This is a genomic window from Paenibacillus harenae DSM 16969 (genome assembly GCF_000422465.1).
Taxonomy (GTDB): Bacteria; Bacillota; Bacilli; order Paenibacillales; family Paenibacillaceae; genus Pristimantibacillus; species Pristimantibacillus harenae.
In genome coordinates this window covers 252,758-279,032 of sequence record NZ_KE383846.1, presented here as the reverse complement: position 1 = coordinate 279,032, position 26,275 = coordinate 252,758, and the positions used below count along the sequence as shown (strand labels likewise).

27 protein-coding genes are annotated in these 26,275 nt (G+C 53.5%); 16 read left to right on the top strand and 11 right to left on the bottom strand.

Features of this window, described 5'->3' with window-relative positions:
- Positions 1 to 530: 530 nt before the first annotated feature.
- Positions 531 to 1,715, bottom strand: coding sequence for an acyltransferase (locus H581_RS0131715; RefSeq protein ID WP_029192758.1), 1,185 nt, complete (start codon positions 1,713 to 1,715; stop codon positions 531 to 533).
- A gap of 190 nt (positions 1,716 to 1,905) precedes the next feature.
- On the opposite strand from H581_RS0131715, the gene H581_RS0131710 reads away from it, so the two are divergent.
- Positions 1,906 to 2,853, top strand: coding sequence for an EamA family transporter (locus H581_RS0131710; RefSeq protein ID WP_342663473.1), 948 nt, complete (start codon positions 1,906 to 1,908; stop codon positions 2,851 to 2,853).
- A gap of 88 nt (positions 2,854 to 2,941) precedes the next feature.
- Here the strand turns inward: H581_RS0131710 and H581_RS0131705 are convergent, their stop codons facing one another.
- From H581_RS0131705 to H581_RS0131695, 3 genes are all read right to left on the bottom strand, one after another.
- Entirely contained in the window at positions 2,942 to 3,127 is a 186-nt protein-coding gene (locus tag H581_RS0131705) for a hypothetical protein (protein ID WP_029192756.1), read from the bottom strand.
- 53 nt (positions 3,128 to 3,180) lie between these two features.
- Positions 3,181 to 3,363, bottom strand: a complete 183-nt coding sequence (locus tag H581_RS0131700) for a hypothetical protein (protein WP_029192755.1) — start codon at positions 3,361 to 3,363, stop codon at positions 3,181 to 3,183.
- Positions 3,364 to 3,460: 97 nt separating this feature from the next.
- The gene (locus tag H581_RS0131695) at positions 3,461 to 4,318 is read right to left on the bottom strand and encodes an AraC family transcriptional regulator (RefSeq protein WP_029192754.1); all 858 of its coding nucleotides are present in this window, start codon (positions 4,316 to 4,318) and stop codon (positions 3,461 to 3,463) included.
- A gap of 148 nt (positions 4,319 to 4,466) precedes the next feature.
- Here H581_RS0131695 and H581_RS0131690 point away from each other — a divergent pair, with 148 nt between their 5' ends.
- From H581_RS0131690 to H581_RS0131670, 5 genes are read left to right on the top strand one after another with little or no spacing between them, the layout of a single operon-like run.
- Positions 4,467 to 5,297, top strand: coding sequence for an amidohydrolase family protein (locus tag H581_RS0131690; RefSeq protein WP_029192753.1), 831 nt, complete (start codon positions 4,467 to 4,469; stop codon positions 5,295 to 5,297).
- Positions 5,294 to 6,790 carry a tagaturonate reductase gene (locus H581_RS36080; protein ID WP_051251514.1) on the top strand — a complete coding sequence of 499 codons (1,497 nt, stop codon included), beginning with the start codon at positions 5,294 to 5,296 and terminating at the stop codon, positions 6,788 to 6,790. The genes H581_RS0131690 and H581_RS36080 overlap by 4 nt, the downstream gene beginning before the upstream one ends.
- Positions 6,783 to 8,306 carry a UxaA family hydrolase gene (locus H581_RS0131680; RefSeq protein WP_029192752.1) on the top strand — a complete coding sequence of 508 codons (1,524 nt, stop codon included), beginning with the start codon at positions 6,783 to 6,785 and terminating at the stop codon, positions 8,304 to 8,306. Before H581_RS36080 ends, H581_RS0131680 begins: the two co-directional genes overlap by 8 nt.
- A gap of 19 nt (positions 8,307 to 8,325) precedes the next feature.
- Positions 8,326 to 9,270 (top strand): aldo/keto reductase, encoded by a 945-nt coding sequence (locus tag H581_RS0131675; protein ID WP_029192751.1) that lies wholly within the window; start codon positions 8,326 to 8,328, stop codon positions 9,268 to 9,270.
- A 15-nt stretch (positions 9,271 to 9,285) separates the two neighbouring features.
- Positions 9,286 to 10,299, top strand: coding sequence for a zinc-binding alcohol dehydrogenase family protein (locus H581_RS0131670; protein ID WP_029192750.1), 1,014 nt, complete (start codon positions 9,286 to 9,288; stop codon positions 10,297 to 10,299).
- Between the two features lie 79 nt (positions 10,300 to 10,378).
- Here H581_RS0131670 and H581_RS0131660 read toward each other — a convergent pair whose 3' ends face one another.
- Complete coding sequence (locus tag H581_RS0131660) at positions 10,379 to 10,795, bottom strand: SET domain-containing protein (protein ID WP_029192749.1); 417 nt, start codon at positions 10,793 to 10,795, stop codon at positions 10,379 to 10,381.
- Between the two features lie 123 nt (positions 10,796 to 10,918).
- Between H581_RS0131660 and H581_RS38230 the strand changes: the two genes are divergently transcribed.
- From H581_RS38230 to H581_RS36075, 3 genes are all read left to right on the top strand, one after another.
- Positions 10,919 to 11,158 (top strand): hypothetical protein, encoded by a 240-nt coding sequence (locus H581_RS38230; protein WP_156889744.1) that lies wholly within the window; start codon positions 10,919 to 10,921, stop codon positions 11,156 to 11,158.
- A 210-nt stretch (positions 11,159 to 11,368) separates the two neighbouring features.
- Positions 11,369 to 11,548 carry a hypothetical protein gene (locus tag H581_RS39830; protein ID WP_029192747.1) on the top strand — a complete coding sequence of 60 codons (180 nt, stop codon included), beginning with the start codon at positions 11,369 to 11,371 and terminating at the stop codon, positions 11,546 to 11,548.
- Positions 11,549 to 11,726: 178 nt separating this feature from the next.
- Positions 11,727 to 12,572, top strand: coding sequence for an MBL fold metallo-hydrolase (locus H581_RS36075; protein ID WP_051251513.1), 846 nt, complete (start codon positions 11,727 to 11,729; stop codon positions 12,570 to 12,572).
- 84 nt (positions 12,573 to 12,656) lie between these two features.
- Here H581_RS36075 and H581_RS0131640 read toward each other — a convergent pair whose 3' ends face one another.
- Positions 12,657 to 13,085, bottom strand: coding sequence for a DMT family transporter (locus tag H581_RS0131640; protein WP_029192746.1), 429 nt, complete (start codon positions 13,083 to 13,085; stop codon positions 12,657 to 12,659).
- A 21-nt stretch (positions 13,086 to 13,106) separates the two neighbouring features.
- Positions 13,107 to 13,796, bottom strand: a complete 690-nt coding sequence (locus H581_RS0131635) for a Crp/Fnr family transcriptional regulator (protein ID WP_245600218.1) — start codon at positions 13,794 to 13,796, stop codon at positions 13,107 to 13,109.
- 179 nt (positions 13,797 to 13,975) lie between these two features.
- Here H581_RS0131635 and H581_RS0131630 point away from each other — a divergent pair, with 179 nt between their 5' ends.
- Positions 13,976 to 14,446: a divergent PAP2 family protein gene (locus H581_RS0131630; protein WP_029192744.1), complete on the top strand. Its 471-nt coding sequence runs from the start codon at positions 13,976 to 13,978 to the stop codon at positions 14,444 to 14,446.
- Between the two features lie 76 nt (positions 14,447 to 14,522).
- Entirely contained in the window at positions 14,523 to 15,317 is a 795-nt protein-coding gene (locus H581_RS0131625; protein ID WP_029192743.1) for an alpha/beta hydrolase, read from the top strand.
- Between the two features lie 6 nt (positions 15,318 to 15,323).
- Here the strand turns inward: H581_RS0131625 and cobA are convergent, their stop codons facing one another.
- From cobA to nirB, 3 genes are all read right to left on the bottom strand, one after another.
- Positions 15,324 to 16,100, bottom strand: coding sequence for a uroporphyrinogen-III C-methyltransferase (gene cobA / locus H581_RS0131620; protein WP_029192742.1), 777 nt, complete (start codon positions 16,098 to 16,100; stop codon positions 15,324 to 15,326).
- A gap of 88 nt (positions 16,101 to 16,188) precedes the next feature.
- Positions 16,189 to 16,503, bottom strand: coding sequence for a nitrite reductase small subunit NirD (gene nirD, locus H581_RS0131615; RefSeq protein WP_029192741.1), 315 nt, complete (start codon positions 16,501 to 16,503; stop codon positions 16,189 to 16,191).
- A 24-nt stretch (positions 16,504 to 16,527) separates the two neighbouring features.
- Positions 16,528 to 18,969 (bottom strand): nitrite reductase large subunit NirB, encoded by a 2,442-nt coding sequence (gene nirB, locus H581_RS0131610; protein WP_029192740.1) that lies wholly within the window; start codon positions 18,967 to 18,969, stop codon positions 16,528 to 16,530.
- 324 nt (positions 18,970 to 19,293) lie between these two features.
- Between nirB and H581_RS0131605 the strand changes: the two genes are divergently transcribed.
- From H581_RS0131605 to H581_RS39825, 3 genes are all read left to right on the top strand, one after another.
- Positions 19,294 to 19,899 (top strand): ANTAR domain-containing response regulator, encoded by a 606-nt coding sequence (locus H581_RS0131605; RefSeq protein WP_029192739.1) that lies wholly within the window; start codon positions 19,294 to 19,296, stop codon positions 19,897 to 19,899.
- 12 nt (positions 19,900 to 19,911) lie between these two features.
- On the top strand, positions 19,912 to 20,958 hold the full coding sequence (locus H581_RS0131600) for an anthranilate phosphoribosyltransferase (RefSeq protein ID WP_036720724.1): 1,047 nt from the start codon (positions 19,912 to 19,914) through the stop codon (positions 20,956 to 20,958).
- Positions 20,959 to 21,235: 277 nt separating this feature from the next.
- The gene (locus H581_RS39825; RefSeq protein ID WP_425414679.1) at positions 21,236 to 21,346 is read left to right on the top strand and encodes a helix-turn-helix domain-containing protein; all 111 of its coding nucleotides are present in this window, start codon (positions 21,236 to 21,238) and stop codon (positions 21,344 to 21,346) included.
- A gap of 31 nt (positions 21,347 to 21,377) precedes the next feature.
- Here the strand turns inward: H581_RS39825 and H581_RS36070 are convergent, their stop codons facing one another.
- Entirely contained in the window at positions 21,378 to 22,412 is a 1,035-nt protein-coding gene (locus H581_RS36070; RefSeq protein ID WP_051251512.1) for a glycosyltransferase family 2 protein, read from the bottom strand.
- 223 nt (positions 22,413 to 22,635) lie between these two features.
- Here H581_RS36070 and H581_RS0131590 point away from each other — a divergent pair, with 223 nt between their 5' ends.
- Together H581_RS0131590 and H581_RS36065 are read left to right on the top strand one after the other, a co-directional pair.
- The gene (locus tag H581_RS0131590) at positions 22,636 to 24,378 is read left to right on the top strand and encodes an ABC transporter ATP-binding protein (RefSeq protein WP_029192737.1); all 1,743 of its coding nucleotides are present in this window, start codon (positions 22,636 to 22,638) and stop codon (positions 24,376 to 24,378) included.
- Between the two features lie 12 nt (positions 24,379 to 24,390).
- Complete coding sequence (locus H581_RS36065) at positions 24,391 to 26,166, top strand: ABC transporter ATP-binding protein (protein ID WP_036720722.1); 1,776 nt, start codon at positions 24,391 to 24,393, stop codon at positions 26,164 to 26,166.
- Positions 26,167 to 26,275 lie beyond the last annotated feature (109 nt).

Below are 26,275 nucleotides of genomic sequence, written 5' to 3'. Positions count from 1 at the left end.
TATGTATAAAATGGCGCCTTTACCATGGATGGTTTCCAATATAGCGTGACTCGGGGGCTCTTTAGTGTAGTTTGGAACCTTATAGTAACTTAGAACCCTTAACATAGATCCAATATATCGTAACTAAGTTGAACGATTGATTTACATCAGCAGTTATCGCTGCGAGAGTAAATCATTCTTACGATCGCTGTTCCAGCCAAATGGTTTTTTGGACTGCAAAAAGCGACCACTTCGTTTCTCCAGAACGATTTGCTCTCTCCGCTCCACGCTTTCGTTTCTTTCGTTCAACTTATATAGAAACCCTTTTAGCGTAATTTGGAACTTAGCGCAACTAGAAGCCAGCTTAACTAGAAACCCTATTAGCTTTTTTTGGAGCCTTATCATAACTAGAAGCCTTTATAGCGTTACAAGATTTCTTTCCGAACGGGATGGATAGCCGGATACGCCAACCCCAAAAAAAAGCAGCCGCCCGCGTTTTTTGCGAAAAAAGATCGGACGGCTGTTCTTATTGCACTACTTTCGCAGAAAGTTTACGCTTGCACACCGGTCTGCTCCGGCACAGCCGTCCGCTTCTTCTTCACCGGGAGCGGGCCGAACAAGATCCAATGCCATCTGAAACGGGCACACACCGATACGATCAGCCACGGGATGGCCATTGCTATCACAAATCCGCCGGCAACCCACAAATGGTAGAGGATCGAATTGCCGCCAATGTCCATTTTCCTGTAAGCAAACAGAAAGAGAGGATGCAGCAGGTAGATGCCGAAGGAGACCGCTCCGATATGAATAAGCGCCTTGACGATTGTTTTATTCCACGCCGCATAGATCCAATAGGAAAGCTGAATGAGCACAATGCCCGCCGTAACGCAGTGAACCTCATTCACCAGCTCCAGCAGCTTCGGACTGAGCACGAACCGGCCTTCCATCAGGTAGCGGTAATACACATAGACCTCGGCCATGCTTGTCGTCAGAAACAGCGTCCACAGCGCAATCCAAGCCGTTATTTTACGCGGAGTAGCATGCTGCTTCGACACTTTGATCCAGGTGGCCAGCTTTATGTAATACATGCCGATGAACGCACCGGCGGCAAAATACAGCATATACGTAAATGAGTAGCTGCCGCGATAGATCAAATGGAATGCATCAGCCAGCTTGTAGATGAATGCCCACTGCGCGAGCAGCCCGATCCAGACGATATGCTTGCCGAGCCAGGGAAGCCGCTTGACCGCATACAGCATAAGCGGAGCCAGTATGTAAAATTGAATGATGATGACGACAAAATAAAGATGCGTATACGTCTTGCCGATGAGCAGCTTCTCGAGAAAAACCGCATTCGTAAAATAGCCGATAAACGTCTTTATATCGGTAAAACCGAAGCTATGCAGCCTCGTAAAGCCCCAATACAGGCAGGAGAAAACCAGAAACGGAACGAGCGTTTTCGAAAGGCGCTTCTTATAGAACTCCCCGAAGGTACGGGCGGTGAAGGGCTTATCGATATAGTTGTAGAACAAGACGAAGCCGCTCAAAAAAATAAAGACCGGAACGGCGAATTTGGAGAACACATTCAGAAAAACATACAGCGGGTACAGCGTAGAATGATGATCGTAATTGGCGACGACCGATGATGTGGCATGAATCATGACGACCGCCATAATGCCGAAGGCTCTGACGATGTCGAGCTCGGGCAAATACGGTCTTTTTGCAGCGTTTGCCATAGGTATCCCCTTGCTATGTCGTAGATTGGACGCGGAATGTCCGTAAGACCGGCAGCCGCTATCGTTTATTATACGTTTTGTTCCAATAACAGCCAACAGTTTAATTTCTTTCTACAGACAAATGAGGTTCGGCTTGTTATGATAGGTTCTGTTATGTTCACACACGAATGAGTAAAAAAAGGGGCTGGCTATGATGTGGCTTACCTATTCCGTGTTCGCGGCGCTTAGCTTCGGTTTGCGCGGAATTCTGTATCACTGGACGAGTCAGCAGCCGCTGAACCGTAATCTGCTGCTCTTTGGGACGTTTACGATGGGCGCGGTCATAAGCGGGGGGTGCGCGCTGGTTTTCTCCTCGGACTGGACGGTCGCCGCGCTTATCGGCATTCAAATGGGACTCTTTTCATTCGGGGCGAATGCAAGCATGTTCAAGGGCTTTGCGGTCGGCAAGGCGTCGCTCGTCGCGATTCTTACGGCGCTGCCTTCGGTTGTCGTCGTTATCGCGGCTTTCGCGCTGTGGCAAGAGAAGCTGCAGGCGATGCAGCTGATCTCGTTCGTCATCATCATCGGCGGCGTACTGCTCGTCAGGCTCTCGAACGACATCTCGCTCCGTAATCTGCAGGGCGCGCAGTGGGGCTTGCTGGCTATGCTGCTGTTCGCGGGGAATGACCTGTCGGGCAAGTGGTCGACGATGATGGAGGCGGAGCTGTTTCCAACGACGTTCTTCATGTTCTTGACGGGGGCGTGCTGCTTCGGGCTGTGGTGGCTGCGCGACGCGAGGAAGGAAATAGGAAAGCGGAAGGCGGCGGAACGTGTTCGTCTGGCAGCGGGCGGAGCGGTGAGGCTTTCGGGCCATGCCGCAAGCGAACAAGCGGCAGCCGGGACTGGCGCCTGGAGCGGCCGGCGCACATTTCTTGTCGGACTCGCCGTCGGCACGACGAACGCGGTCGGCATGATGCTGATCGTAACCGCATTCGATCTCGGCAAAGCGGGTCTCGTATCCGCCGTAACGGCGCTTAACGTCTTAATCGTTCTGCTCTATACGAGATTCGTCGTGAAGGAGAAGTTTACGAAAACCGAAGTCGCGGGGATCGCGCTCGCGTTTGCGGGAATCCTGCTGATGCGGCTGTTCGGGGCTTAACGCGAGCCGGGCTGATGCCGCCGCAAGGGCAAAAGCAAAGGACTCCAGACAGGCATTAAGCCTGCCGGAGTCCTTTTTTTTTGCTTCATTATCCTTGGCCGGGACGAATGCGGACGACGCCGATATCGGTTGCGTTGATTGCAAATGCGTTTCCGCCTTGATTGATGAATGCGAAAGCGCTTTGGTTCACGTTAACTTTAGTTTTGCCGTTGCCCCATTTTACAACATTCGAGCGCTTGGATTTCTTGCCTTTCTTTTGTCCAAAGTATGCCATTGTGATCACCCCCTTTCTTGCGAACCGGGCCGGTTTGCCAGTTGAGGGTGAGTCTAGCCTTTTTTGGATCTGGATTTTTTGGACTTGGATTGTTTCACAATCTGCACGGTGGCTGCGTTGCTTGCGAGCACGTTTCCTTGCTCGGCGCTTGCCTGCGAGGTTTGAAAAATGTTTATGACGATGAAGTTGTTCTTGCCGACCTTATACTTATAAGTCTTGACGTTAGAGCGGACCATGTGCGAACCTCCTGCCAGCAAATTTGTTGTTTGCTATATAACATATGAGAGATTCATAGAATCGGTATCCGCTAATCATAACCGTCAAATCAATCAATTATTCGCTTTTCTTATAATGCGAAGGGGTCATGCCGGTCAGCTTCTTGAACATCCGGTGAAAATGAGGCAGGCTCTCGAAGCCGCAGCGCTCGGCAATCTCGGCGATATTGGCGTCGGACGCGATGAGCAGCTCTTTGGCCCGGAGGATTCGCTTGGTCGTGACGTATTCGGTCACGTTCATGCCGGTCAGCTTTTTGAACACGCGGGAGAAGTGAGCGGGCGTTACGGAAGCGCGCTTCGCCAGCTGAGACAAACTTAGCGGGCTTTCAGGATGCTCGTCGATATAGGTTAGAGTTTCCTTCATCCAGCCGGGAAGGGAGGACGGAGCGGGAGCCTCACTCTCCGCCGGATACGCTGCCCGGCCAAGCAGCAGCAGAATATGCTGAAGCTGCAGCAGTACCGCCTGACGGTAACCCGGGAGCTTATCGGCTTCTTCGTGACGGATGCGTTCGATGAGAGAGACCAGCAGCCGCTTCTCGTCTTCGGCCGCCGAGAGCTTATACGCCTTCCGGCGCTTGGCCTGCTCGAAGCAGCGCAGAAAGGTGAACGAGTCGCCAAGCGGCGGGCTGTGCACGAGAGACGCGCTGAAGAACAAGGCCGTCGAGGTCTTCGGGTCTTCCGGATCGGGAAACGAACGGTGAATCGTATTGCCGGGAATGAGGAAGATGTCGCCGGCCGCGGCGTCATATAGAGTTTGATCGATGAAAAAGGTGCCTTTGCCGCTATATAAATAAACAAGCTCATACCAATCATGCAAATGGTCGGGCAGCTCGGCTTGCGCCGTCTTCGTGTCCCGGTAGACGCATTCGAAAGGGAAAGCGGCCTGGGCGTCGAACCTTTTGCGATAAGGATTCATGCTAACACCTCATTAACCATATTTGTCAGCCTGATTGTAGCAAATATCAAAAAAGAGTACAAATAAGCGTTTATTGATTATTTCATGCATGAATCTTGTTTTTTATAATGGAAAGGAAGAGGGATTAGCCGGGTAAAGGGGCGAAAAAATGAGAATAGACGCGCATCAGCATTATTGGAGCATCGAGCGGGGCGATTACGGCTGGATCACGCCGGAAATTCCGGCGCTGTACCGGAATTTCCTGCCGGAGCATTTGGAGGCTCATTTAAATAAGCATAAGCTGGACGGCACGATCGTCGTGCAAGCGGCTCCAACACTGGCGGAAACGGAATATTTGCTGTCGCTCAGCGAAGCATCGGATTCGATTCTCGGTGTTGTGGGTTGGCTCGATCCCGCCGATCCCGATTGCCGGAGCCATTACGAACGGTTCGCGAAGCACCCTAAGTTCGTCGGCATCCGCGTCATGATTCAGGAGATGCCGGACGCTCGCGAGGTGCTGAAGCCGGACTCTGTGGAAGCGCTCGCATGGTTGGCGGAGAAGGATGTTCCGGTCGATCTGCTCGTTGTCTCGCATCAGCTTGAGCCCGTTCTGGAGCTGCTTGATTTCGTTCCCGGACTGCATGCGGTCATTGACCACATCGCGAAGCCTCGCATCCGGGAGGGAATCCTCGAGCCGTGGAAAATCCAAATGGCGAGAATCGCCGCATTTCCTAATCTATACTGCAAGCTGTCGGGCATGGTGACGGAAGCGGATCACGGCAATTGGAAGACGGAAGACTTCACCGCTTATATCCGGCATGCGCTGGAGGTGTTCGGACCGGAACGGGTCATGTTCGGCAGCGACTGGCCGGTATGCCTGCTCGCGGCAGATTATGACGAAGTCGTTCGGGTATTGGAAGCAGGGCTGCCTGAGCCATGGACGGAAGAAAACCGGAAGCGGCTGTACGGACTAAACGCGAAGGAGTTTTATCGGATATGAAAAATATAAGCCAAAGTCAGTTAACGGATGAGCAGCTCGGTTTCTATGAACAAATGAAGCAGTCGCCGGTCACGATTTTGCAAATCGGGGAAGGCAATTTCCTGCGCGGATTCTTCGATTGGATGATCCACGAGTGCCGCAAGCAGGGATTATACGACGGAAGCATCGCCGTCACGCAGCCCCGGCCGGGCGGCAAGCCGAAGATCGAGGCGCTTGCGAAACAGGACGGGTTGTACACCTTGGTTATCCGCGGCTTGGAGAAGGGCGAGAGGGTTCAGCGGACTGAGGTGATTTCGGTGTTTGGCCGGGCTTTTGACCCTTATTCGAATTGGGACGCTTATCTCGCTTTGGCCGAAAGCCCGGATCTCCGGTTTGTCGTATCGAATACAACGGAGGCAGGTCTTGTCTACCGCGCGGAGGAGCCGGCGGAAGGGCAGCCGGCGCAATCGTTTCCGGGGAAGCTGACGCAGCTGCTTTACCGGAGGTTTGCGTTTTTCGGAGGAGATCCGGACCGCGGCCTGATCTGCTTGCCGTGCGAGCTGCTGGAGCGTAACGGCGACGAGCTTCGCGGCTGCGTGCTGCGTTACAGCGAGGATTGGGGTTATCCCGAAGCCTTCAAGCAGTGGGTTGTGCGGCATAACCGGTTTCTGAACTCGCTCGTCGACCGGATCGTAACGGGGTACCCGGATGAGGCGCAGGCCGAGGCATGGTTCGGCGAGTGGGGCTATAAGGATCCGATGCTGAGCACCGCCGAGCCGTACCATTTGTGGGCAATCGAAGCGGAGCCGGAGATGGAGGAGCTGCTGCCGCTGCGCAAGGCGGGGCTTAACGTGCAGTGGGTCAACGATCTGAAGCCGTTCCAGCTGCGCAAGGTTCGGATTTTGAACGGCGCCCATACGCTGATGACGCCGCTCGGCTTGCTGCATGGCGTCGAGCAGGTGCGCGAAGCGATGGAGCACGATGTGCTGGGACCGCTTGTCCGCCATACGGTAGAGAAGGAAATCGTTCCTGCGCTGCCGGTTGCGGAGCAGGAATTGCTGGAATACGCCGGTACGGTATACGAACGGTTCCTGAATCCGTTCATCCGCCACCGCTTGTCGGATATCGCCATGAACAGTCTGAGCAAATTCAAGGTACGGCTGCTGCCGTCGCTGCTTCATTACGCAGGGAGCGGCTCGAAGGCGCCGCAAGGGCTTGTTCGGGGCTTTGCCGGCTTGCTGCGGTATTATAAGGTGAAGCAGACGGAGGCGGGCTTCGTAGGGTCGACGCTTGGAGGCGTCTCGTATACGGTGCGGGACGATGCCGGCATGCTGGAGACCGTCGCTGCGGTATGGACGAACGCTGAGGAGCAGCGCTGGCCGCTGAATACGACGGTAGAACGGCTTCTCGGATTGGACGTGATTTGGGGACGTAATCTGGCTGCGGAGTGGCCGGAGTTAGCGGAAATGGTAAGTCAATGCATAGCGGAAATGGAGAGGACGGCCAATGAGTAGCTGGGTAAGATTGCATGAGGACGATCATGTTATTGTCGCGCTTCGGCCGTATGCCAAAGGGGATAAGCTGACTTTGGGAACAGGCGCCGCCCCGGACGAAGGCTCGGAACAGACGATCGAACTGCTGGATGATGTGCCGAAGGGGCACAAGATTATAACGCGCGCGGTTCGCAAAGGAGAGCATGTCCTTAAGTTCGGTTACTCGATCGGCGTGGCGAAGGAGGATTTGGAGCCCGGCCGCTGGGTGCATACGCATAATATGGGGACGGGGCTCGGAGGTATTCTCGAATATGCCTATGAGCCGGCCGCGCAGGGAGAAACCAGGAAGCCCGCGCTTGACGGTGCGCGAACCTTTCAAGGCTTTGTCCGCGACAATGGCGAGGTCGGTATCCGCAATGAGATTTGGATTATTAACACGGTCGGCTGCATTAACAAAACATGTGAAATCGTGGCCAAAAGAGCTCACGCAATGTATGAAGGCCGCGTAGACGGCGTTTACCATTTTGCGCATCCGTTCGGCTGCTCGCAGCTTGGCGATGACCTTGTCCATACGCAGAAGCTGCTGGCTTCGCTTGTGAACCATCCGAACGCGGCAGGCGTGCTTGTCATTGGGCTCGGCTGCGAGAACAATCAGATCGATTCGTTCAAGCAGGCCATCGGCGAGCATAGCGCGGAGCGCGTGAAGTTTCTGAAGTCGCAGGAGGCGGAGGATGAGATCGAGGAAGCGCTGGAGCTGATCGACGGGCTTGTTGCTTACGCCGAGCGGTTCGTTCGGGAACCGGTGCCGGTATCGAGGCTGAAGCTCGGACTGAAATGCGGAGGCTCGGACGGTCTGTCGGGCATTACGGCGAACCCGCTTGTCGGCGCGGTATCCGACCGGCTCATCGCAGCCGGAGGCACGGCAATCCTGACCGAGGTTCCGGAAATGTTCGGCGCCGAGACGATTCTGATGAACCGCGCGGCGGATGAGCGGGTGTTCGGCAAAATCGTTCATTTGATCAATGATTTCAAGCAATATTTTATCAAGCATAACCAGGAAATCTACGAGAACCCGTCGCCCGGCAATAAGGACGGCGGCATCAGCACGCTCGAGGAGAAGTCGCTCGGCTGTACGCAGAAGGGCGGTCATGCGATCGTGCAGGACGTCGTCCCTTACGGAGAGCGGATTACGAGCAGCGGACTTAACCTGCTGGAAGCGCCGGGCAACGACCTTGTCTCGGTAACGGCATTGTCCGCCGGCGGCGCGCATATCGTGCTGTTCACGACGGGCAGGGGGACGCCGTTCGGCGGGCCGGTTCCGACGGTGAAGATCGCAACGAACAGCGAGCTTGCCGCGCGGAAGAAGAATTGGATCGACTTCAACGCCGGGCAGCTGCTCGAAGGCAAAAGCATGGAGACGCTGACCGATGAAATGTGGGAGCAGCTGATCGCCCTCGCTTCGGGCGAGCGGCAGACGAATAATGAGCGCAACGGCTTTAAGGAAATCGCGATATTCAAGGATGGCGTTATATTGTAGAGGACGGGGGTGGCTGTTAGTGAAGTATCGGAAGCTTGGAAGAACGGGCCTGGAGGTGTCGGTCCTTAGCTTTGGCGCGTCGTCGCTCGGGTCGGTGTTCCGGGAGACGGATGAGGCGGAAAGCGTGCGTACGGTTCATACGGCCGTGGATATGGGCGTCAATTTGATCGACGTATCGCCGTATTACGGCTTGACGAAGGCGGAGACCGTACTGGGCAAGGCGATTGCCGGACTGCCAAGGGAGAAGCTGATCCTGTCGACGAAGGCAGGGCGTTATGGCGCAGAAGAGTTTGATTTTTCGGAGAAACGGATCATGAGCAGCGTTGACGAAAGCTTGCAGCGTCTGGGTACGGATTATATCGACATATTGTATTTGCACGATATTGAATTTGTTCCCTTTGAGCAGGTGGCCGAGGAGGCTTTCCCCGCGCTTGATAAGCTGAAGGAGCAGGGGAAAATCCGCTATTCCGGCGTATCGGGGCTTCCGCTGGGCGTGTTTGAGCGATCGCTTGCTTACCGTGATCTGGACGCGGTCTTATCGTATTGCCATTATTCGTTAAACGATATCTCTCTGCTTGATATCCTGCCGCTGCTGGAGCGGAAGGGGGTTGGCCTCGTTAACGCCTCGCCGCTGTCCATGGGTCTGCTCAGCATGCGGCCGGCGCCGGATTGGCATCCGGCGGACATGGAGCTTCGCGCGCTCTGCAAGGAAGCGGCGGAGCACTGTACCGCGAGAGGCGCGGACCTCACGAAGCTTGCCGTTCAATTCTCGACCGCGAATGAGCGGATCCCCACAACGCTCGTCAGTACCGCGAATCCGGCCAATATCCGCAGCAATATCGAATGGACGGACGAGCCGCTTGACGACGAGCTGCTGAGCGAAGTCTTGGCGATTCTGCAGCCCGTTCATAATCGGAGCTGGACAAGCGGGAGGCCGGAATATAATGGACAAAATAACCGGTAAAAGGAGATCTGGGCCATGAAAGCAATTGTATGTGAGCAGGTGGGTCAGCTGCGCATGACCTTGCAGGAGGAGCCGCAGCCGCAGCCTGGAACCGCAATCGTCAAGCTTCGGAGAATCGGCATTTGCGGGACCGATATGCACGCTTATAAAGGCAATCAGCCTTTTTTCACCTACCCGCGGGTGCTCGGACATGAGCTGGCCGGGATTGTCGAGCAGGCGGATGATCCGCAGGGCAAAGTGAAAGCCGGCGATCAGGTCGCGGTAATCCCTTATATGCATTGCGGCGATTGCATTGCCTGCCGGAACGGGAAGACGAATTGCTGTACCGGTATGAAAGTGCTCGGCGTCCATATCGACGGCGGCATGAGGGAGCGGATCGCGGTGCCCGTCACGCATTTGCTCGTCACGAACGGATTGACGCTCGATCAGTCCGCGGTACTGGAACCGCTTGCTATCGGAGCGCATGCCGTTCGCCGCTCGGAGCTTCGCGCCGGCGAGACGGCGCTTGTTATAGGCGCCGGTCCGATCGGCCTCGGCGTCATGGCTTTCACGAAGCACCGCGGCGCGCGCGTCATCGCGATGGATCTGCAGGACGAACGGCTCGCCTTCTGCCGGAAGTGGGCCGGTGTCGATGAAACCGTGCAAGCGACGCAGAGCGCGAAGGAGCGGGTCTCTGAATTGACGAACGGCGATTTCCCGACGGTCGTCTTCGATGCGACGGGCAGCGCCCGGTCTATGAGCGAAGCCTTCGGCTTCGTGGCGCATGGCGGCAAGCTCGTCTATGTGGGACTGGTGAAGGCGGATCTGGCCTTCAACGATCCCGAGTTCCATAAGCGCGAAATGACGCTGCTGGGCAGCCGCAACGCGACGCCGGAGGACTTCGACGCGGTTCAGGAGGCCTTTCGGAAGGGCGGCATCGATGCGGCCAGCTTCATTACGCACCGTGCGGCATTTACGGAGATGATCGGCCAATTCGACGAATGGCTGAAGCCTGAATCGAAGGTCATCAAGGCGATGGTGGAATTATAAAGGTTACACGAAGAAAAATTCCGGCTCAGTAAGGCTCAGCGCCTTTTGAAGCCGGAATTTTATTTTACCTGAAGCAAGCTTATTCTTTTTCATTTTCTTTTTCATTTTCTTTTTCTTTGCCTTCTTCATAAAACCAAAGAGGATCATCGCAATCGACGTCGCCGTTATAGTTGATGAGGATTTCTTCCCCCGCTTTGATGTCCGTATACGCATAGAAGTCGAAGGTGTGACTCTCAAAGTTAATGTCATACGTCGCATTTGGCGTATAGGAGTGGTTAAACAAACTGCCGTACCCCAGAAGGATAGCCGTATGGTTGATGCCGTATTCGAATACATAATCCGCAAGGATGGTTTTCTCTATGTACTCGTGTTCCTCATTCGGAAAAGCAACGACCGGCGCCTCGTGTATAAGCTCTCCTTTTGCTATATCCCGTACCGCAAATACCCCTCTATTGAACTCGCCACCGCTAAGCTTGGACATTTTGATCTCAATCATGCTGGTCACCTGCGCATTCTTCAGTCTAAGCACGCTGCTCGCTTGAAAACGTTTGAAAAGTATAATTTTAACCCATCAATGGTCAAACGGCAAGCTGAACGGGGAAGATAGAGCTAACGCCGCTTGCGCCGTTTGCGTTTGGAGCGTTTTGACGGCCGGGTACCGGACGCCGACCGGGTATTGGATGACGATCGAGTAACGGATGCCGACCATGTCTCGGATGCCGATGCCGGATCTGTTTCGGTGCCATTGCCGTCAGCTCCGGATTCACCGTTAGAGTCGGAAGACTCTTCCGTTGTTTCCGAAGTTTCGTTGACGTTAACGTTGCGGACGTTTCCAAAGATGATCGTCCCTTCGTTCTGACAGATAACGACTCTTCCAATCTGGCATCCCATAGAGGCTCAGCGCTCCTTTCGCTCGTCAGTTCTATTGCAGTTAGCTTCAAAGATTGTGCTATCTGCTTTCTGTCCATTCTATGACTGGACGGCCCTTTTTGCATTGGCTATTCGTAGAGTTACAAGTGCCCTTTTTTTGCGCTTATGTCTTTCGTTCAATGGAGAAAGAACGCGAGCAGTGCCGCTGCGATGGCTGGGAAGCAGCCATCATCCGACCATGACCGGCCGTTACGAGTTTCTTTATCGGAGTAGTCAGCTCGTCATTATCGTGTATAAGTACGCGAATATATTTACGATTGCCGGCATAGGCGAGGGATCCTGGCGCCCCGCATTATCGGACTTGATTCGTTCTACATGATTATTCAGACATTCGTCATCTTCATATAGACGGCTGACGGCCTGCCAGCCGCATATGGCGGCTGGCAGGCCGTCGCTTTGATTTGTAGGCTCTGCGAAAAAAGATATAATAGAAAGAGAAATCATCATATGAATTTCAAAATTTATGCTTGGGTGGAATGGGAAAGGATGAGGAATCGATGAGCGTGTATAAACAAGGAGCCGAGCTTGAGCAGCAGATCAGGCAGACGGCGCTGCCGGAGCAGGGACTTGCGCTGTGGGCGCTGGGGCAAGAGGGATTTTTGGTGAAATGGAAGCAGCTGACGGTGCTTTTTGACCCATATTTAACGGATTCCGTTCAGGAGCAGAGCGGCTCGCCATGGTCGAGGGCATTCAGACCGCCGCTTGATCCGTTGCAATGCCTGGATGTGGATTATGTCGTATGCTCGCATCATCATGGGGATCATATGGACAAGCAAACACTGCAGCTGATAGGGAAATCGGCCAAAACGCGATTTATCATTCCGAAGGCCCATCTCTCTTTAATGAAGCAATGGGGTTTTAAAGACGAGCAGCTGATCGGCATTTCGCATGGGCAGACCTTGGAGCTGAAAGGCGGTATCTCGCTGTCAGCGTTCGCCGCCAAACATGAACAGTTCGAACAGGATGAGGCGGGAGAGCACAAGTTTCTCGGCTTCGTCGCTGATTTTGGCGGCATCCGTCTCTATCACGCGGGCGACACGGTTGGTTTTCCCGAGCTGGTGACGTGGCTGCAAAGCAGACAAATCGATATTGCCATGCTGCCGATCAACGGACGGGATTTTGCGAGGAATGAACAGGGCATCGTCGGCAATACCAATTACCGGGAAGCGATCGAGATCGCCGTACAGATTAACGCGGATCTGTTAATACCGATGCATTACGGCTTATTTCCGCATAATGACGAGAATCCGGCTTATTTCGTCGATTATTTGTACCGCCATTATCCGGCCCGGAAATTTCATATGTTCGCTCCGGGCGAGCAGTTCGTTTATTTCAAATTCTAAGAATTTATAAGTTTTACACTTATAATCACTTAGAATTCTCCGCGAAACGAGCTTACGCCAAAAGATGGCGTTAGACGTTTACACTTACTTAATCTTAAAAACGATCACTCCTGCGATCATGATACTCAGGCCGATGAGCTTATTGGCCGTAATGGGCATTTTATCGACGCCGAATAGACCGAGACTGTCAATTATCATCGCGACGAGCAGCTGCATGATCAGCAGGAGAGCGATGGAATAGGCAGGTCCAAGCAGCGTAATCCCTTTCGTTACGGAGAAAACGATCAATACGCCGAAGGCGCCGCCGAGCAGGTAGAGCTTATTCACGGCAGGCAGCTTGAATAATCCGTCATCCTTAAGCAGAAGCAGAATAATAAGCGTAATGGCGAATCCGGTGCCATGCACCCAAGCGTTCGTAAACCAAAAGCCGGTCTTCTCGGAGAGTCGTGTATTGAACACGCTCTGGACGCTGATGATTAGACCTGCAAGCAAGGAATATATGATGCCTATCATGACCAAAAACCTCCATTACATTTAACTGTACAGATTTCCGCTTGCGAGCTCTTTCAACCGCTCAAGATCGCGGATATAAACGGCGCCGCGTTCCCGCTCGACAATGCCGCTCCGGGCAAGCTGCGCGATGACGCGGTTTAAATGACGGTAGCTCGTACCGAGCTTCTCGGCAACCTCGGTCAGCTTATCCGTCTTTATTTCCTTAAGCGCCGCCGAGTGAGGGTCATCGGATGTCACCGAGACCAAGTAGCTGGCAAACCGGTTTTCCACCGGATACAGCAGGTTGAGACTGGACGCATTCGAAGCCGTGTACAGCTTATGGCTTAATTGTTTGATTATAAAGCTTAGAAAACGCGGGCTTTGAAAGGCGGTATCCCGCAATGCCTCCTTTGAAATCGCCAAAAACAGGCTTTCGCCGACCGATTCGACCATGCACTGCACCGGATTTCCGGTCATCAGCTCCATGTCCCCGACAACCGCGAGAGGCTCGTTGAACCGCAGTAGGACGGATTTGCCGTTCGGCAGCGTCGTGTACACTTTTGTCTTGCCTTTTACAAGTAAATATAAGTGGTCCAGATGATCTCCGGCAGAGCAGACGGCCTCGCCTTTCGAGTAAGATAACAGACGCATAGAAGCTATCGCAGCCGGGTCGAATATTTCGTTCAGCTTATACTGAACCGCGTACCGGTCAATTCGTCGATCTTGTTCCATAACTCTCATTAATCCTCCTGTGCTTCGATTCTCATTGTAAGGAAGGACATCCTCTCTTGAAAAGGACATATGTCCTATTATAGCCCTAAATCTTGTTAACGCCGATTTTCATGAATCGGGATGTTTTTTGCAGGCGCTGGGCAAAATGACCGGAGAATATGTCGGGAGGTTGGTAACCTGTGTCAAACAGAGGATTAAGTACGGCACTAATAGCGGTAGGAGCGGCGCAGCTGTTAAAGCTGCCGCTGCATTATGCGGAAACGGGAAAGTGGGAGATGGGCAAACTCGTCGGCTCGGGCGGCATGCCAAGCTCGCACTCGAGCGGAGTGACCGCTTTAGCCGTCTATACGGCGACAAAGTATGGAATCAAAACGCCGGAATTCGCTATTTCCGCTATGCTCGGCATCATTGTGATGTACGATGCGATGAATATCCGCAGGCATGCGGGAGAAATCGCCATGCAGGTCAATGATTTGGATGAAGACGTCGAGAAGCTGTCGGGCGAGCATCCCGGCCTTTACCATAAGCGCAGGCGCGAGAGACTGAAGGAAAGCTTGGGTCATCAGCCGCGTGAGGTTGCCGCCGGCTCTATACTCGGAGCTTGCATCGGACTTATCGGCGCATTATTGCCTTCGAGAGGCCGCATCTAGTATGCGGCTTATTTACATTATATAATGGGGAAAGTTAACCAATTTTATTCGGCTATTCCTGGGGAGGAAGGTAACAATGAAGGAGATTTTATTATGGTCTGATGGAGCGCCATTCGCGGAAGGGGATACGGATGAGGACCGTCCTGCGATTACGCCTTATTTAGCAGAAGGAGATCAGCGTCCGGCGGTTATCGTATGTCCTGGAGGCGGTTACGGAATGAGAGCGCAGCATGAAGGGGAGCCGATCGCGAAGTGGCTGAACGGTCTGGGCGTATCCGCTTTCGTGCTGCGTTACCGCGTGGCGCCGTATCAATACCCTTGCGCCCTTCTCGATGCGCAGAGAGCCATTCGGTTGGTCCGGCATGAGGCGGAGAAGTTTCGCATCGACCCGGACAAGGTTGGTTTGCTCGGATTTTCCGCGGGCGGGCATTTGACGGCGAATGCCGGGACAAGCTATGACAGAGGGGACAAGAATGCAGAGGATATGATCGAACGCCATTCCTGCCGTCCGGACCTGCTGGTGTTATGTTATCCGGTTATCACCATGTTGAGTCCATTCACGCATGAGGGTTCCAGAGAAAATTTAGTGGGGAGAGACGCAGAGCTATCGAGGTTCGAACAGCATAGCAATGAGCTGAATGTAACCGGGGACACGCCGCCGACCTTTCTGTGGCATACGTCGAACGACGGGGCTGTTCCCGTCGAGAACAGCTTGATGTTCGCTTCTGCGCTTAGCAAGCATGACGTTTTATTCGATCTTCACGTCTATGCGAAAGGCCGGCACGGTCTCGGACTATCCGAGGATGAGCCGCATACGATCGGATGGACCGCGGCATGCGCATCCTGGCTGGAGTTGAATGGCTTCCAATAAATAGGATCATCCTATTAAAGCAATGGCTTGCTGCTCCGCTTGCATCAGCTGCTCACGTATGCGCACAACCTCGCCGATGATGATGAGAGCAGGGTTGCTGAGCTTCATCGTGACGGCCAGCGTGTGGATATCGGCAAGCGTACCGGTGATTGTACGCTGCTTGGCCGTTGTGCCGCGTTCGATCAGGGCGACAGGGGTTGAAGCGGCTTTGCCGTGCTTCAGCAGCTCTTCGCGAATAGCGGGGAGCTGGCTGACCCCCATGTAAATGGCCAACGTATCCACGCCGTGCGCTAGCAAGTCCCACCGGATGGGGGATTTCTCACCGTGGCAGCGGCTGCCCGTTACGCAGGCGAAGGAAGCGGCATATTCGCGGTGCGTGACCGGGATGCCCGCGGCGGCTGCGGCGCCTATCGCCGACGTGATGCCGGGAATGATCTCATATTCGATCCCCCAGGCCGCCAGCTCAAGAGCCTCTTCGCCGCCTCTGCCAAATACGAACGGGTCGCCGCCTTTCAAGCGGACGACCGTTTTTCCTTCCAAAGCGTAGCGGACCAGCGCTTCATTAATAAGCTGCTGCGGCATGGCATGAGCGCCCGGAGCTTTGCCGCAATAAAGCAGCTCGGCGCCGTCGCGCGCATATCTGAGAAGTTCTTCGCTTGCCAGCCGGTCGTACATAATAAGGTCTGCGAGCTGAATGCGCCGCATCGCTTTAACGGTAATAAGCTCAGGATCGCCCGGACCAGCACCGACAATGTACACTTTACCTGCAGCCTTCTTTCTCATAGGCCGATCCCCCTTTGCTTATATCGCTTTTTTAATTAATGGCGTCCAATACTTCAGCCGGCTTTACATACGCCAGTTTCAATTTCCTCTATACGGTTACATAGATAGATCCGCTCTCGCGATCAATTTCCGTCTCAAAGGTGGTTACGCAGCCTTCGTCCGGCTCGTGGACGCGGCCGCTCCGGAGGTCGACCTTCCAATCGTGAAGCGGGCAGTGCACGTCCGAGCCGCACACCATCCCTTCCGAAAGCTGTCCGCCCTTGTGCGGGCATTTATTTTCAACGGCAAGCACGCTGCCGTCCGTCAGCCGAAATACGGCGATCTCTATATCGTTTACTTTAATTTTTCGCGATCCTTTGACATCAATGTCCGATAGGTTGGCTACCAGCAGCTTCGTTGTCATGGGTGTACCCCTCCTGAAATGGTTTTATAATTTAACAGGCTGAGCGCCGGATAATTGCTCGAAATTTTTACGAAGATCGTCAGTCTCGACAATTTGCTTCCAAGGATCGGTCGTCAAGCTGAGCGTTTTCTCAATCCGTGCTTTCAGCGCCAGACGGTCTTCGCGGTTCTCTAACGCTTTCTTCACGGTATCGAGACCCACGCGTTCAACCCATTGCGCCGTACGCTCGTTCCATTGCGCATTCTCGCGATAATATTGCAGGAAGGCAGATGACCATTCCATGACTTCTTCCTCTGTCTTGACGATGCAGAGCAGATCGGTTGCCCGGACGTTCACGCCGCCGTTGCCTGCGATATGAAGCTCCCAGCCTCCGTCGATTGCGACTACGCCGAAGTCCTTGATGGTTGCTTCCGCGCAGTTTCGCGGACAACCGGATACGGCAAGCTTCACTTTAGCCGGTGTGTTCAGGCGCTCGAAAGCTTTTTCCAATTGGATGCCCATGCTGATGGAATCCTGTGTGCCGAATCGGCAGAAGGTGTTGCCGACGCAGGTCTTAACGGTCCGCAGCGTTTTGCCGTAAGCATGGCCGGAAGGCATGTCGAGCTCTTCCCAGATCTTCGGCAAATCCTCTTTCTTTACGCCGAGCAGGTCAAGCCGCTGTCCGCCTGTGAACTTCACCATCGGCACTTCGAATTTCTCGGCTACCTCGGCGATTTTCTTCAGATCGGCCGGAGAAGTTACGCCGCCGTAAATCCGAGGGACAACGGAGTATGTGCCGTCCTTCTGAATATTCGCGTGGTAACGTTCATTCGTGATGCGGGATTCCTTCTCGTCCACATACTCCTCCGGATAGAGCATGCCGAGGTAGTAGTTAAGAGCGGGACGGCACTTCGAGCAGCCTTCCGGATGATGCCAGCCAAGCACGTTCATGACTTCCTTGGTGCTCATCAGCTTCATACGTGTAATTTCTTCGACAATCTCGTCTCTGCTCAGCGTTGTACAGCCGCAGATGCCTTCTTTGACCGGCTCGCCCATCGAATCGCCGGCGTAAATCTGCAGGAGGCCTTCAACTTGAGGCTTACAGCCGCCGCAGGATCCGGAAGCCTTGGTGCAAGCTTTGATGGAGCCGACCGTATTGCAGCCTTTGTTCAGGATGGCATCGGCAATCGTTCCTTTGGATACGCCGTTGCAGCCGCAAATAATATCATCATCCGCCATCGCTTCAAGTCTGCCGTTCCCGCCGGAGGATTGGCCGAGCAGGTCGGAGGAAATGCCGAGCAAAATTTCTTTCTCGCGCCCGGCAATCGATTCGCCGCTTTTAATCGTTGCGAATAATTCAGCGCCGTCTGATGTATCTCCGAATAGTACCGCGCCGACCAGCTTGTCGTCTTGTATAACGATTTTTTTATAAGTGCCTGCCATATCGTCTTGAATCTTAAGCGCTTTGGTGCCTGGAGGCTCATCAAACCGTCCTGCCGAGAAAACGTCAACGCCGGATACTTTAAGCTTCGTTGAGGTGACCGAGCCTTGATAGCCTGCAGTCTCGACGCCAGCCAGATGCTTAGCGAGTACCGCCCCTTGCTCATATAACGGAGCAACCAAGCCGTAAGCAATGCCCCGGTGCTCGGCACATTCACCAACGGCATAAATGCCGGGTACGCTCGTCTGCATAAAATCATCCACGATGATACCGCGATTTACTTCGATGCCGGATGCTTTTGCGAGTTCAATGTTCGGCTTAATGCCGACAGCCATGACAACCAAATCGCCATCGACTTCACTGCCATCGGCGAAGACCAGCCCGGTAGCGCGGCGTTTACCTTTTATGGATGCCGTACTCTTTTGCAGCAAAAATTGCATGCCTTGCGCTTCCAGCTCGCGCTGCAGCATCTTAGCCGCGGCTTCGTCAAGCTGACGTTCCATCAAGTTACCAAAGATGTGAACGACATTTACTTCCATTCCAAGATGGAGAAGGCCTCTGGCAGCTTCAAGTCCGAGTAAGCCGCCGCCGATAACAACAGCCTTTTTATATTTTTTGGATGCGTCGATCATGACTTCGCAGTCATTGATATCGCGGAATGCGATGACGCCTTCCTTGTCGGCTCCGGGAAGCGGCAGCATGAACGGATTGGAGCCGGTCGCAATGATGAGTGCGTCGTAGCTGACTTCAATGCCTAAGTGCGAAGTGACTTTTTTGCGGTCAGTGTCAATCTTGGTAATCTTATGTCCCGTATGAAGCGTAATGTTATTATCTTTGTACCAGTCCCAGTTGTTAATGACGATTTCCTGCATATCCGCGCCGCCCGCCAGGACGGAGGAAAGCATGATGCGGTTATAGTTCGGATGCGGCTCAGCGCCGAAGATCGTAATATCATAGCTCTCCGGAGAAAGCTTCAGAAGATGCTCTACTGCCCGGACCCCTGCCATACCGTTACCGATGAGAACTAATTTTTTCGTTGTCGTCAATTTGTTACTCTCCTCTCAAACACTGTCTGTGGGAAAATAATAAAAGCCTGCTTCGTCTCAGGGAGAACGTCGTACGTCTCCTCTGAAAAACGAAAGCAGGCATCTTTGCCGCTTCAAACGAACACACCGTTGTATTCGCGAATGATTTGTAGTTGTTAACGTAATCATACAATGGTTTTAAATCTCATGTCAATATACTTGACACAAAAAAGGCTGAAAAAATTAGGGTAATGACAGTTTCGATATTTTTATGTTATATATAGTAACAAGAGTTCACAAATGTGATTATCATAATTAAAAGTCGTAGAGGAGGGGGCGTTCAACATGCGTTCTTTGTTAGTAGTCGATCATCGGGCGGCAGCGGCGGACCCTCAGTCAGATCAGCTTTCTAAGAAACAAACGCCAAAATATATATTAGAAACTTACGGTTATCATATTATTCGCGCTAAAGACGAGAAAATGGCGGAGCAGCAAATGAGCGCAGCCGACGCGGTGGTCATTCATCTGCCATTAAATGAAGTAAAAGGAATAGGGCAGAGGCTGCTGGGGCGAAAAACAGCTCCGATGCTGTGGTGGTGCAGCGCGTATGCCGCCGCTTCGTCCGCCGCTTTCTGCGAGGATGACGTGCCGGTCGACGGCATATTGACGCCGTCCATGTCGGAGCAAGAGCTGCACTGGGCGCTTCACTTTGCCTCCAAGCAGTGCTTCGAGAGACAGCAATGGGCGAATGAGCGGAAACAGCTCGAGGGCAGGCTTGAGGAACGAAAGTGGATTGATATGGCGAAGGGGATTTTATGCAAGATCAAGAACATCTCCGAAGCGGAGGCGTACGAAGTGCTGCGCAAGCAGGCGATGAATGAACGCAAACGCATGGTCGATGTAGCGACGTCGATCGTTAAGGTTTATCAGATACTTCAGGAGTCAAAATAAGGAGGCCTTGCGATGATTACGAACCTGCTGAAGGAAGTTGGCCGTGGAAAACGGGGCGCGCGCGACTTGAATTACGAGGAAGCGCTGCTTGCTGCCGAAGCGATCCTTGAAAAGAAAGCTACCCCGGCTCAAATAGGCGCCTTCTTCATCGCTGAACGGATAAAGATGGAAAGCGTCGAGGAGCTTGAGGCATTCGTAGCGGTATGCCGCAAGCATGCGTATCGCACGCCGGTTCATCAGGGATTGGATTGCGCGGGTCCTTACGACGGACGCAAAAAAACATTTTTCGCAACGTTTCCAACCGCGTTCCTTCTTGCAAGCGCCGGCTTGCCGGTAACGTTCCACGGAGCGGCTTCGCTGCCGCCGAAGTGGGGAGTGACGCTCGATGATTTGCTGCGCGAAGCAGGCATTGACGCCGACCGTCTGCCTCGGGAGCAGGTGCTGAAGGCGGCTTCGAGCACGGGCGTGCTGTATGTGCCGGCTGAGGAATGGTGTCCGCCGCTGAAGGCGCTGCGTTCCATACGCGTTGAGCTTGGCATGCGGACGGTTCTGAATACGGCGGAGAAGCTGATCGATTATGCGTACTCGCCATACTTGACCTTCGGCGTGTATCATAATACGGTATTTGAACGCATGGCGAAGCTGGCGACCAACCTTCAATATGAGAAGGCGTTGATCGTGCAAGGGGCGGAAGGGTCCGAGGATCTGTTCATTGAACGTCCGACCCGCACCTATATCGTGGAGAACGGGGAGTCGAGGCTTCATATCGTCGATCCGGATACGTACGGCTTGGAGACGGCTTTGCCGGAAACGGAGTGGACGGCGGCCGAGCAGCTTCGGGTATCGGAGGCCGTACTGCAGGGACGCGGGCATTTTGCTTTCGTCAACCAGGTTCTGCTCAATGCGGCTGCCAGGCTGCAGCTCGCGGATAAGGTGGAATCGATCGAGGAAGGCCTATATACATGCAAAGCCTTGCTGGACGATGGGGCTGCGTGGGATCTGTACCGCAAATGGCAAAATGTGATGAGGGGCGAGGGCGTGCTGTCCCTTCCGGGTTAAGTGAAATCAGGGGCTGCCGAGCGATGCTCGGCAGTTTTTTGTTGTTATGGAATATATGGGTTACGTCGAATGCGGAATTATCAATTTTGGCGAGAAGACCCCTCCCTCCAAAACGAGCATCGTTTTAGGGAGGGGATGAATCGATTTCTCTTGTAATAAGAACATTTGTTCTGGTATAATGAGCATATCCCTTTTTTGAAAGGAGGCGCTCGTCTTGGGTCTTGTGCACAAAGCCTGACGCTATCGATTATATCCCACCAAAGAACTAGCTGCGCTCATTCGTAAAACCATCGGATGCGCGAGATTCGTGTTTAACCATTTCCATGGGCTATGGCGGGAAGCCATTGGGCGGGCTTGCCCAGGAATCCTTCACCTCAAAACGCGTTAGTGACCGTACCCGTAAAGCGAATTAAAATGGCTCACCTGCTGGAGGGCGAGAGAGCGGAAGGGTTCTTTGATTTGTATTCCCGGTTGAACAGAAGAGCGGTCAGCTTGAACTTTAGAGCCAAAAAATGCATATACTCTTTGATATTGCCGCATTTGTACGCGAAGCCCAATGCCTTCGTGCTGTCCGAAATCATATCGCTGCGAATAATTGCGTCAAGGTCCGCCGGTTGAACGGGCTTGGGGCTGTTCCTGAAATTTTGGATAAGCAGTCCGTAAATGGACTTAATGTAATAGTCCGCCATGTCTTTCCGGTAACGTTTGTTTGCCAGCAAGCCGTATTGTTCGGAAATCCGTTTTCTTAACCCGTATTGCAGCAGCAGGACGGACTCCAGCTTCGGAATGAAAGCGGAGTTCATGATGCTGTCCGGATTGTTGACGGTGTAGTCATATAACGGATCGGGGATCGCGTATACGCGTCCGGAGCCAAGCAGCGCCTCCAGCATGAATATCGTATCTTCTCCAATCAGGAGCTCCTCGCGGAATCGGATTCGCAACGAGGCAAGGTGCTCCCTCTTGAACAGGCTTCTCCAGTTGAAGCACAAATCATTATCGGAATGAACGGCTGCGGAGCTGAGTACGAAATCGGTGCCGTTCATAAGCGCGTGAAGCTTGAAACGGGGCGTGACGATCCGGAAGCCGGGAACGATCCGGAAGCCGCTTACGACGACGTCGCAGGCATGCTCCTCCGCTTCGGCGTAAAGCTTGGCGAGAAAATGCTCATTCACCTCGTCGTCGGAATCGACGAAGGAAATGTATTTGCCGGAAGCGGCTCCGATTCCGGTGTTTTTGGCTGCGCCGATACCGGCGTTCGTTTGATGGAGTGTTTTAATACGGCAGTCGGCTGAGGCATATTGTTCGCATATGGCTCCGCTGTCGTCGGCGGAGCCGTCATCGATGAGCAGCAGCTCAAAATCGTGAAAGGACTGACGCAGGATGCTGTCGATGCACCGATGCAGCCGCTTCTCGGCATTATAGATCGGTACGATGATGCTAATGGCACAGTCCATTCCGTTCACCTCGGTTGTCATCTGATTTTATAGCGGCGAGCAAGCGGAGTCGTAAATTCATCATATCATATTCGTTATTAAGAACAAGCTTAAAACTGCAAAATGAAAAGTGGATAAGACTTGCTTAACAATGTTGCATAAATAAGGAAATTGAAGCATTATGGAAGATGTCGGGTTATGCTGGAAACCCTTGAGCAGCAATTCATTATTGAAGGGGGATACTATGTCTTTCGTAAATCGTCTGAAATGGTTTTTCAAGGATAGATGGGGGAGTTATGCGGTTGCCGTCAGCATTATGGCGATTGTCAGCATACTCTCGACGATACCGCCAAATCTGATTGGCAGAACGGTTGACCAGATTCGCGACGGACAGCTGACCGAGTCGGGCCTCAATCAGACCGTGCTGCTGCTTGTCGGACTCGCGCTGCTTCTTTATGTGCTGGTGTACATATGGATTACGACGCTGTTCGGTAATTCCGCTCTTATTGAGAAGGTGTTGAGAGGCCGGCTGCTTGCCCATCTGACGAGGATGACGCCCGGTTTCTTTCAGCGCAACAGTACCGGACAACTGATGGCGCTAGCGACGAACGACGTCCTGGCGATCGGCCAAACGGCGGGTTACGGCGTTATGACGCTGGTCAATACGCTCGTCGGCGCTTCGGTCGTCATGGTGATGATGATTTCATTCGTCAGCTACAAATTGATGCTCGCGGCCTTGATTCCGCTGCCCCTGCTCGCTTTTGTCATCAGTAAGCTTGGCACACGGGTAAGAACCCGGTTTCTCGATGCGCAGGCTTCCTTCGGCAAAATGAACGATCATGCGCTGGAGTCTATATCCGGCATTCGGGTCATTCGTTCCTACGTGCAGGAAAAAAACGATATCGCCGCTTTCGACAAGGTGACCTCGGAGGTCATGCAGAAGAACAAACGCGTGTCGCTCTTGAACGCGTTATTTCAGCCGACCATTTCCATTATTGTCGGCGTAAGCTATTCGATCGGCATCGGTTACGGCTCTTATCTTGTATTTCAAGAAGAAATATCGCTTGGCCAGCTTATATCATTCAATATTTATTTAGGCATGCTGATCTGGCCGATGATTTCGTTCGGTGAATTCATTAATGTGCTTCAGCGCGGAAGCGCGTCCGCCGACCGGCTCGATGAGGCTTTGTCGCAGAAGCCGGATTTGCAGGACCCGGATAAGCCTGCCGATGTGGAAGTGCCGACCCGGATTGAGATGAAGCAGCTGACGTTCACTTATCCGACAGCAAGCAGGCCGAGTCTTGCAGGCGTCTCCTTCCGCCTGGAACGGGGCCAGACGCTCGGCATCGTAGGCAAGACCGGCAGCGGGAAGAGCACGCTGCTGAAACAGCTGCTGCGCCAATATCCGGTAGAACCGGAAATGCTGTATGTTGCCGGGGTGCCGGTCGAGAGAATCGCGCTGGATCAAATGAAACGCTGGATTTCGTACGTACCTCAAGAGCATCTCCTGTTATCCAAGTCGATCCGTGACAATATTGCGCTCGGCAAGCCGGATGCGACGCAGGAGGAGATTGACCGTGCGGTCCGGATGGCGTCCTTTGCCGAGGATGTCGCCCAGATGCCGGAAGGGCTGAATACGGTAGTAGGCGAGAATGGCGTTATGCTCTCCGGCGGGCAGAAGCAGCGGCTGGCGATCGCGCGGGCGCTGCTGACGGATTCCGAAATTTTGCTGCTGGACGACTCGTTGTCAGCCGTCGATGCGCGTACCGAGAGCCGGATTTTGCATCATATCCGCCAGGAGAGGGCCGGCAAGACGACGCTGATTACGACACATCGTCTCTCGGCCGTCAGTCACGCCGATTGGATCCTGGTACTGGATGAAGGAAAAATCAAAGAAGAGGGCACGCACGACGAGTTGATGCTGTTCGGCGGCTGGTATAAAGAACAGTGGGAACGGCAGCAAATGGAAGCGAGCCTGGAGGAATAAGGAGGTGCTGGAATGCGGGAACAATCGACGGCGAGAAGGCTATTCGCATACGCTCTCGTCTATAAGTATAGAATTATTGGCGCGCTGCTCATCCTTTGCTGTGCCGTAGGCGCCGATCTTGGCGGACCGTTTATTATCAAAACGATTATCGACAAGCATTTGTCGGTCGAAGGGGGGGAGCTGGCGCCCGTACTGGCGCTGCTTGGTTTATATTTGGCGCTGCTGATTATCGCGGGGGTAGGCAACTTTACGCAGTCGTATCTGCTGCAGTCTACGGCGCTGCAAATCATTAAAAATATGCGCATGGATTTAATGCGGCACATCCAGCGCATCCCGCTGAAGTATTTCGACAATACGCCGATCGGCCAAATCGTATCCCGGATCGCGAACGATACGGAGGCAGTCCGGGATTTATTCATGAGCTTCATGGCGACGTTCGTCGTAAGCTTCGTGCAGCTTATCGGTATTTTCACGGCGCTGTTCATTCTGGACGTGCGGCTTGCGCTGTTCTGCTTGGCGCTTCCGCCGCTGTTCGCGTTAATTATGTACGTGCACCTGAAATACTCGAAGGGCTATATCTCGATCATGCGCGCGAGGCTTAGCGATATGAACGCGATGATTAACGAGTCGATCGTCGTCATGCCGATCATTCAAGCGTTCCGGCGCGAGAAGGTGACGCTTGCGGAGTTCGAGACGCTGAACGAGGATCGGTATTCGAATCAAATTAAGCAGTTCAGAGTGTTTTCGTTGTCCTCCCGGAATATCGTAGGGACGATCGGCAGCCTGGTGACGGCGCTCGTTATTTGGTATTTTGGCCGCGCATCGCTCGAGTCGGTTATTTTATTCGGCGTATTTTATGCTTTTATCGATTACTTGGGGCGAATCTTCCAGCCGATTATCGGGATATTCGATCAATTGACGAATGCGCAGCGGGCGTTCGTGTCCGCCGAGAAGGTGTTTGCAATTCTGGATTTGGAAGGGGCGGAGGTCGATGAGGTCAGCCAGGCGAAGCGTCCCGACGGCGCCGTGAAATTCGACAACGTCACATTTGCCTACAAAGAAGGCGAGAATGTGCTGAAAGGCATTTCATTCGAAGCCAGCCGCGGCGAGACGGTCGCGCTGGTCGGCCATACCGGATCGGGGAAGAGCTCGATTATGAACCTGCTGCTCGGTTTCTATGAACCGAATATAGGTAAAATAACGATCGACGGCGTTGATATCGCGGGACTGTCCAAGCAAGAGCTGCGCAAGCATATGGGCATCGTGCTGCAGGATCCGTACTTGTTCGCCGGAGACATTAAGTTTAATGTCAGCTTGTACAATAAAGAAATTACGCTCGAGCGCGTTAAAACCGCGCTGAAGGATGTCGGGGCGGCCGGCTTCGTGGAGCAGCTGCCCGGCGGCTACGACGAGCTGGTGGTTGAGCGGGGAAGCACGCTGTCCTCCGGCCAGCGTCAGCTCATTTCCTTCGCGAGAGCACTCGCCTTCGATCCGTCGATTCTTATTCTGGATGAGGCGACGGCGAGCATCGACAGCGAGACGGAGGGGCTGATCCAGCAGGCGCTGCGGGTCGTCAGCGAAGGACGGACGACGCTGATCATTGCGCACAGGCTGTCAACCATTCGCGAGGCCGATCAGATTCTGGTGCTGCACCGCGGAGAAATCGTGGAACGCGGCAATCACGAAACGCTGATGGCGCTGGGCGGCCGTTATTTCAAGATGTACCAGCTCCAGAAGGGCGAGAAGGCTTCGCCGGAGGCGGCGAAGGAAATGAAAAGCGCAAAATAGACAGGATTTCGATAATATATGACATAGTCATTACTTTTTCAGTGATGATTATGTCATTTTTTATTGGTTTTCCGGGGCGGAAAATGATTATTTCTATGGATTGACAGGT

Bases quoted from the DNA above. Each gene is read 5' to 3' on its own strand.
- H581_RS0131715 (WP_029192758.1), bottom strand. From the start codon at position 1,715: ATGGCAAACGCTGCAAAAAGACCGTATTTGCCCGAGCTCGACATCGTC.
- H581_RS0131710 (WP_342663473.1), top strand. From the start codon at position 1,906: ATGATGTGGCTTACCTATTCCGTGTTCGCGGCGCTTAGCTTCGGTTTG.
- H581_RS0131705 (WP_029192756.1), bottom strand. From the start codon at position 3,127: ATGGCATACTTTGGACAAAAGAAAGGCAAGAAATCCAAGCGCTCGAAT.
- H581_RS0131700 (WP_029192755.1), bottom strand. From the start codon at position 3,363: ATGGTCCGCTCTAACGTCAAGACTTATAAGTATAAGGTCGGCAAGAAC.
- H581_RS0131695 (WP_029192754.1), bottom strand. From the start codon at position 4,318: ATGAATCCTTATCGCAAAAGGTTCGACGCCCAGGCCGCTTTCCCTTTC.
- H581_RS0131690 (WP_029192753.1), top strand. From the start codon at position 4,467: ATGAGAATAGACGCGCATCAGCATTATTGGAGCATCGAGCGGGGCGAT.
- H581_RS36080 (WP_051251514.1), top strand. From the start codon at position 5,294: ATGAAAAATATAAGCCAAAGTCAGTTAACGGATGAGCAGCTCGGTTTC.
- H581_RS0131680 (WP_029192752.1), top strand. From the start codon at position 6,783: ATGAGTAGCTGGGTAAGATTGCATGAGGACGATCATGTTATTGTCGCG.
- H581_RS0131670 (WP_029192750.1), top strand. From the start codon at position 9,286: ATGAAAGCAATTGTATGTGAGCAGGTGGGTCAGCTGCGCATGACCTTG.
- H581_RS0131660 (WP_029192749.1), bottom strand. From the start codon at position 10,795: ATGATTGAGATCAAAATGTCCAAGCTTAGCGGTGGCGAGTTCAATAGA.
- H581_RS36075 (WP_051251513.1), top strand. From the start codon at position 11,727: ATGAGCGTGTATAAACAAGGAGCCGAGCTTGAGCAGCAGATCAGGCAG.
- H581_RS0131640 (WP_029192746.1), bottom strand. From the start codon at position 13,085: ATGATAGGCATCATATATTCCTTGCTTGCAGGTCTAATCATCAGCGTC.
- H581_RS0131635 (WP_245600218.1), bottom strand. From the start codon at position 13,796: ATGGAACAAGATCGACGAATTGACCGGTACGCGGTTCAGTATAAGCTG.
- H581_RS0131625 (WP_029192743.1), top strand. From the start codon at position 14,523: ATGAAGGAGATTTTATTATGGTCTGATGGAGCGCCATTCGCGGAAGGG.
- cobA (WP_029192742.1), bottom strand. From the start codon at position 16,100: ATGAGAAAGAAGGCTGCAGGTAAAGTGTACATTGTCGGTGCTGGTCCG.
- nirD (WP_029192741.1), bottom strand. From the start codon at position 16,503: ATGACAACGAAGCTGCTGGTAGCCAACCTATCGGACATTGATGTCAAA.
- H581_RS0131605 (WP_029192739.1), top strand. From the start codon at position 19,294: ATGCGTTCTTTGTTAGTAGTCGATCATCGGGCGGCAGCGGCGGACCCT.
- H581_RS0131600 (WP_036720724.1), top strand. From the start codon at position 19,912: ATGATTACGAACCTGCTGAAGGAAGTTGGCCGTGGAAAACGGGGCGCG.
- H581_RS36070 (WP_051251512.1), bottom strand. From the start codon at position 22,412: ATGGACTGTGCCATTAGCATCATCGTACCGATCTATAATGCCGAGAAG.
- H581_RS0131590 (WP_029192737.1), top strand. From the start codon at position 22,636: ATGTCTTTCGTAAATCGTCTGAAATGGTTTTTCAAGGATAGATGGGGG.
- H581_RS36065 (WP_036720722.1), top strand. From the start codon at position 24,391: ATGCGGGAACAATCGACGGCGAGAAGGCTATTCGCATACGCTCTCGTC.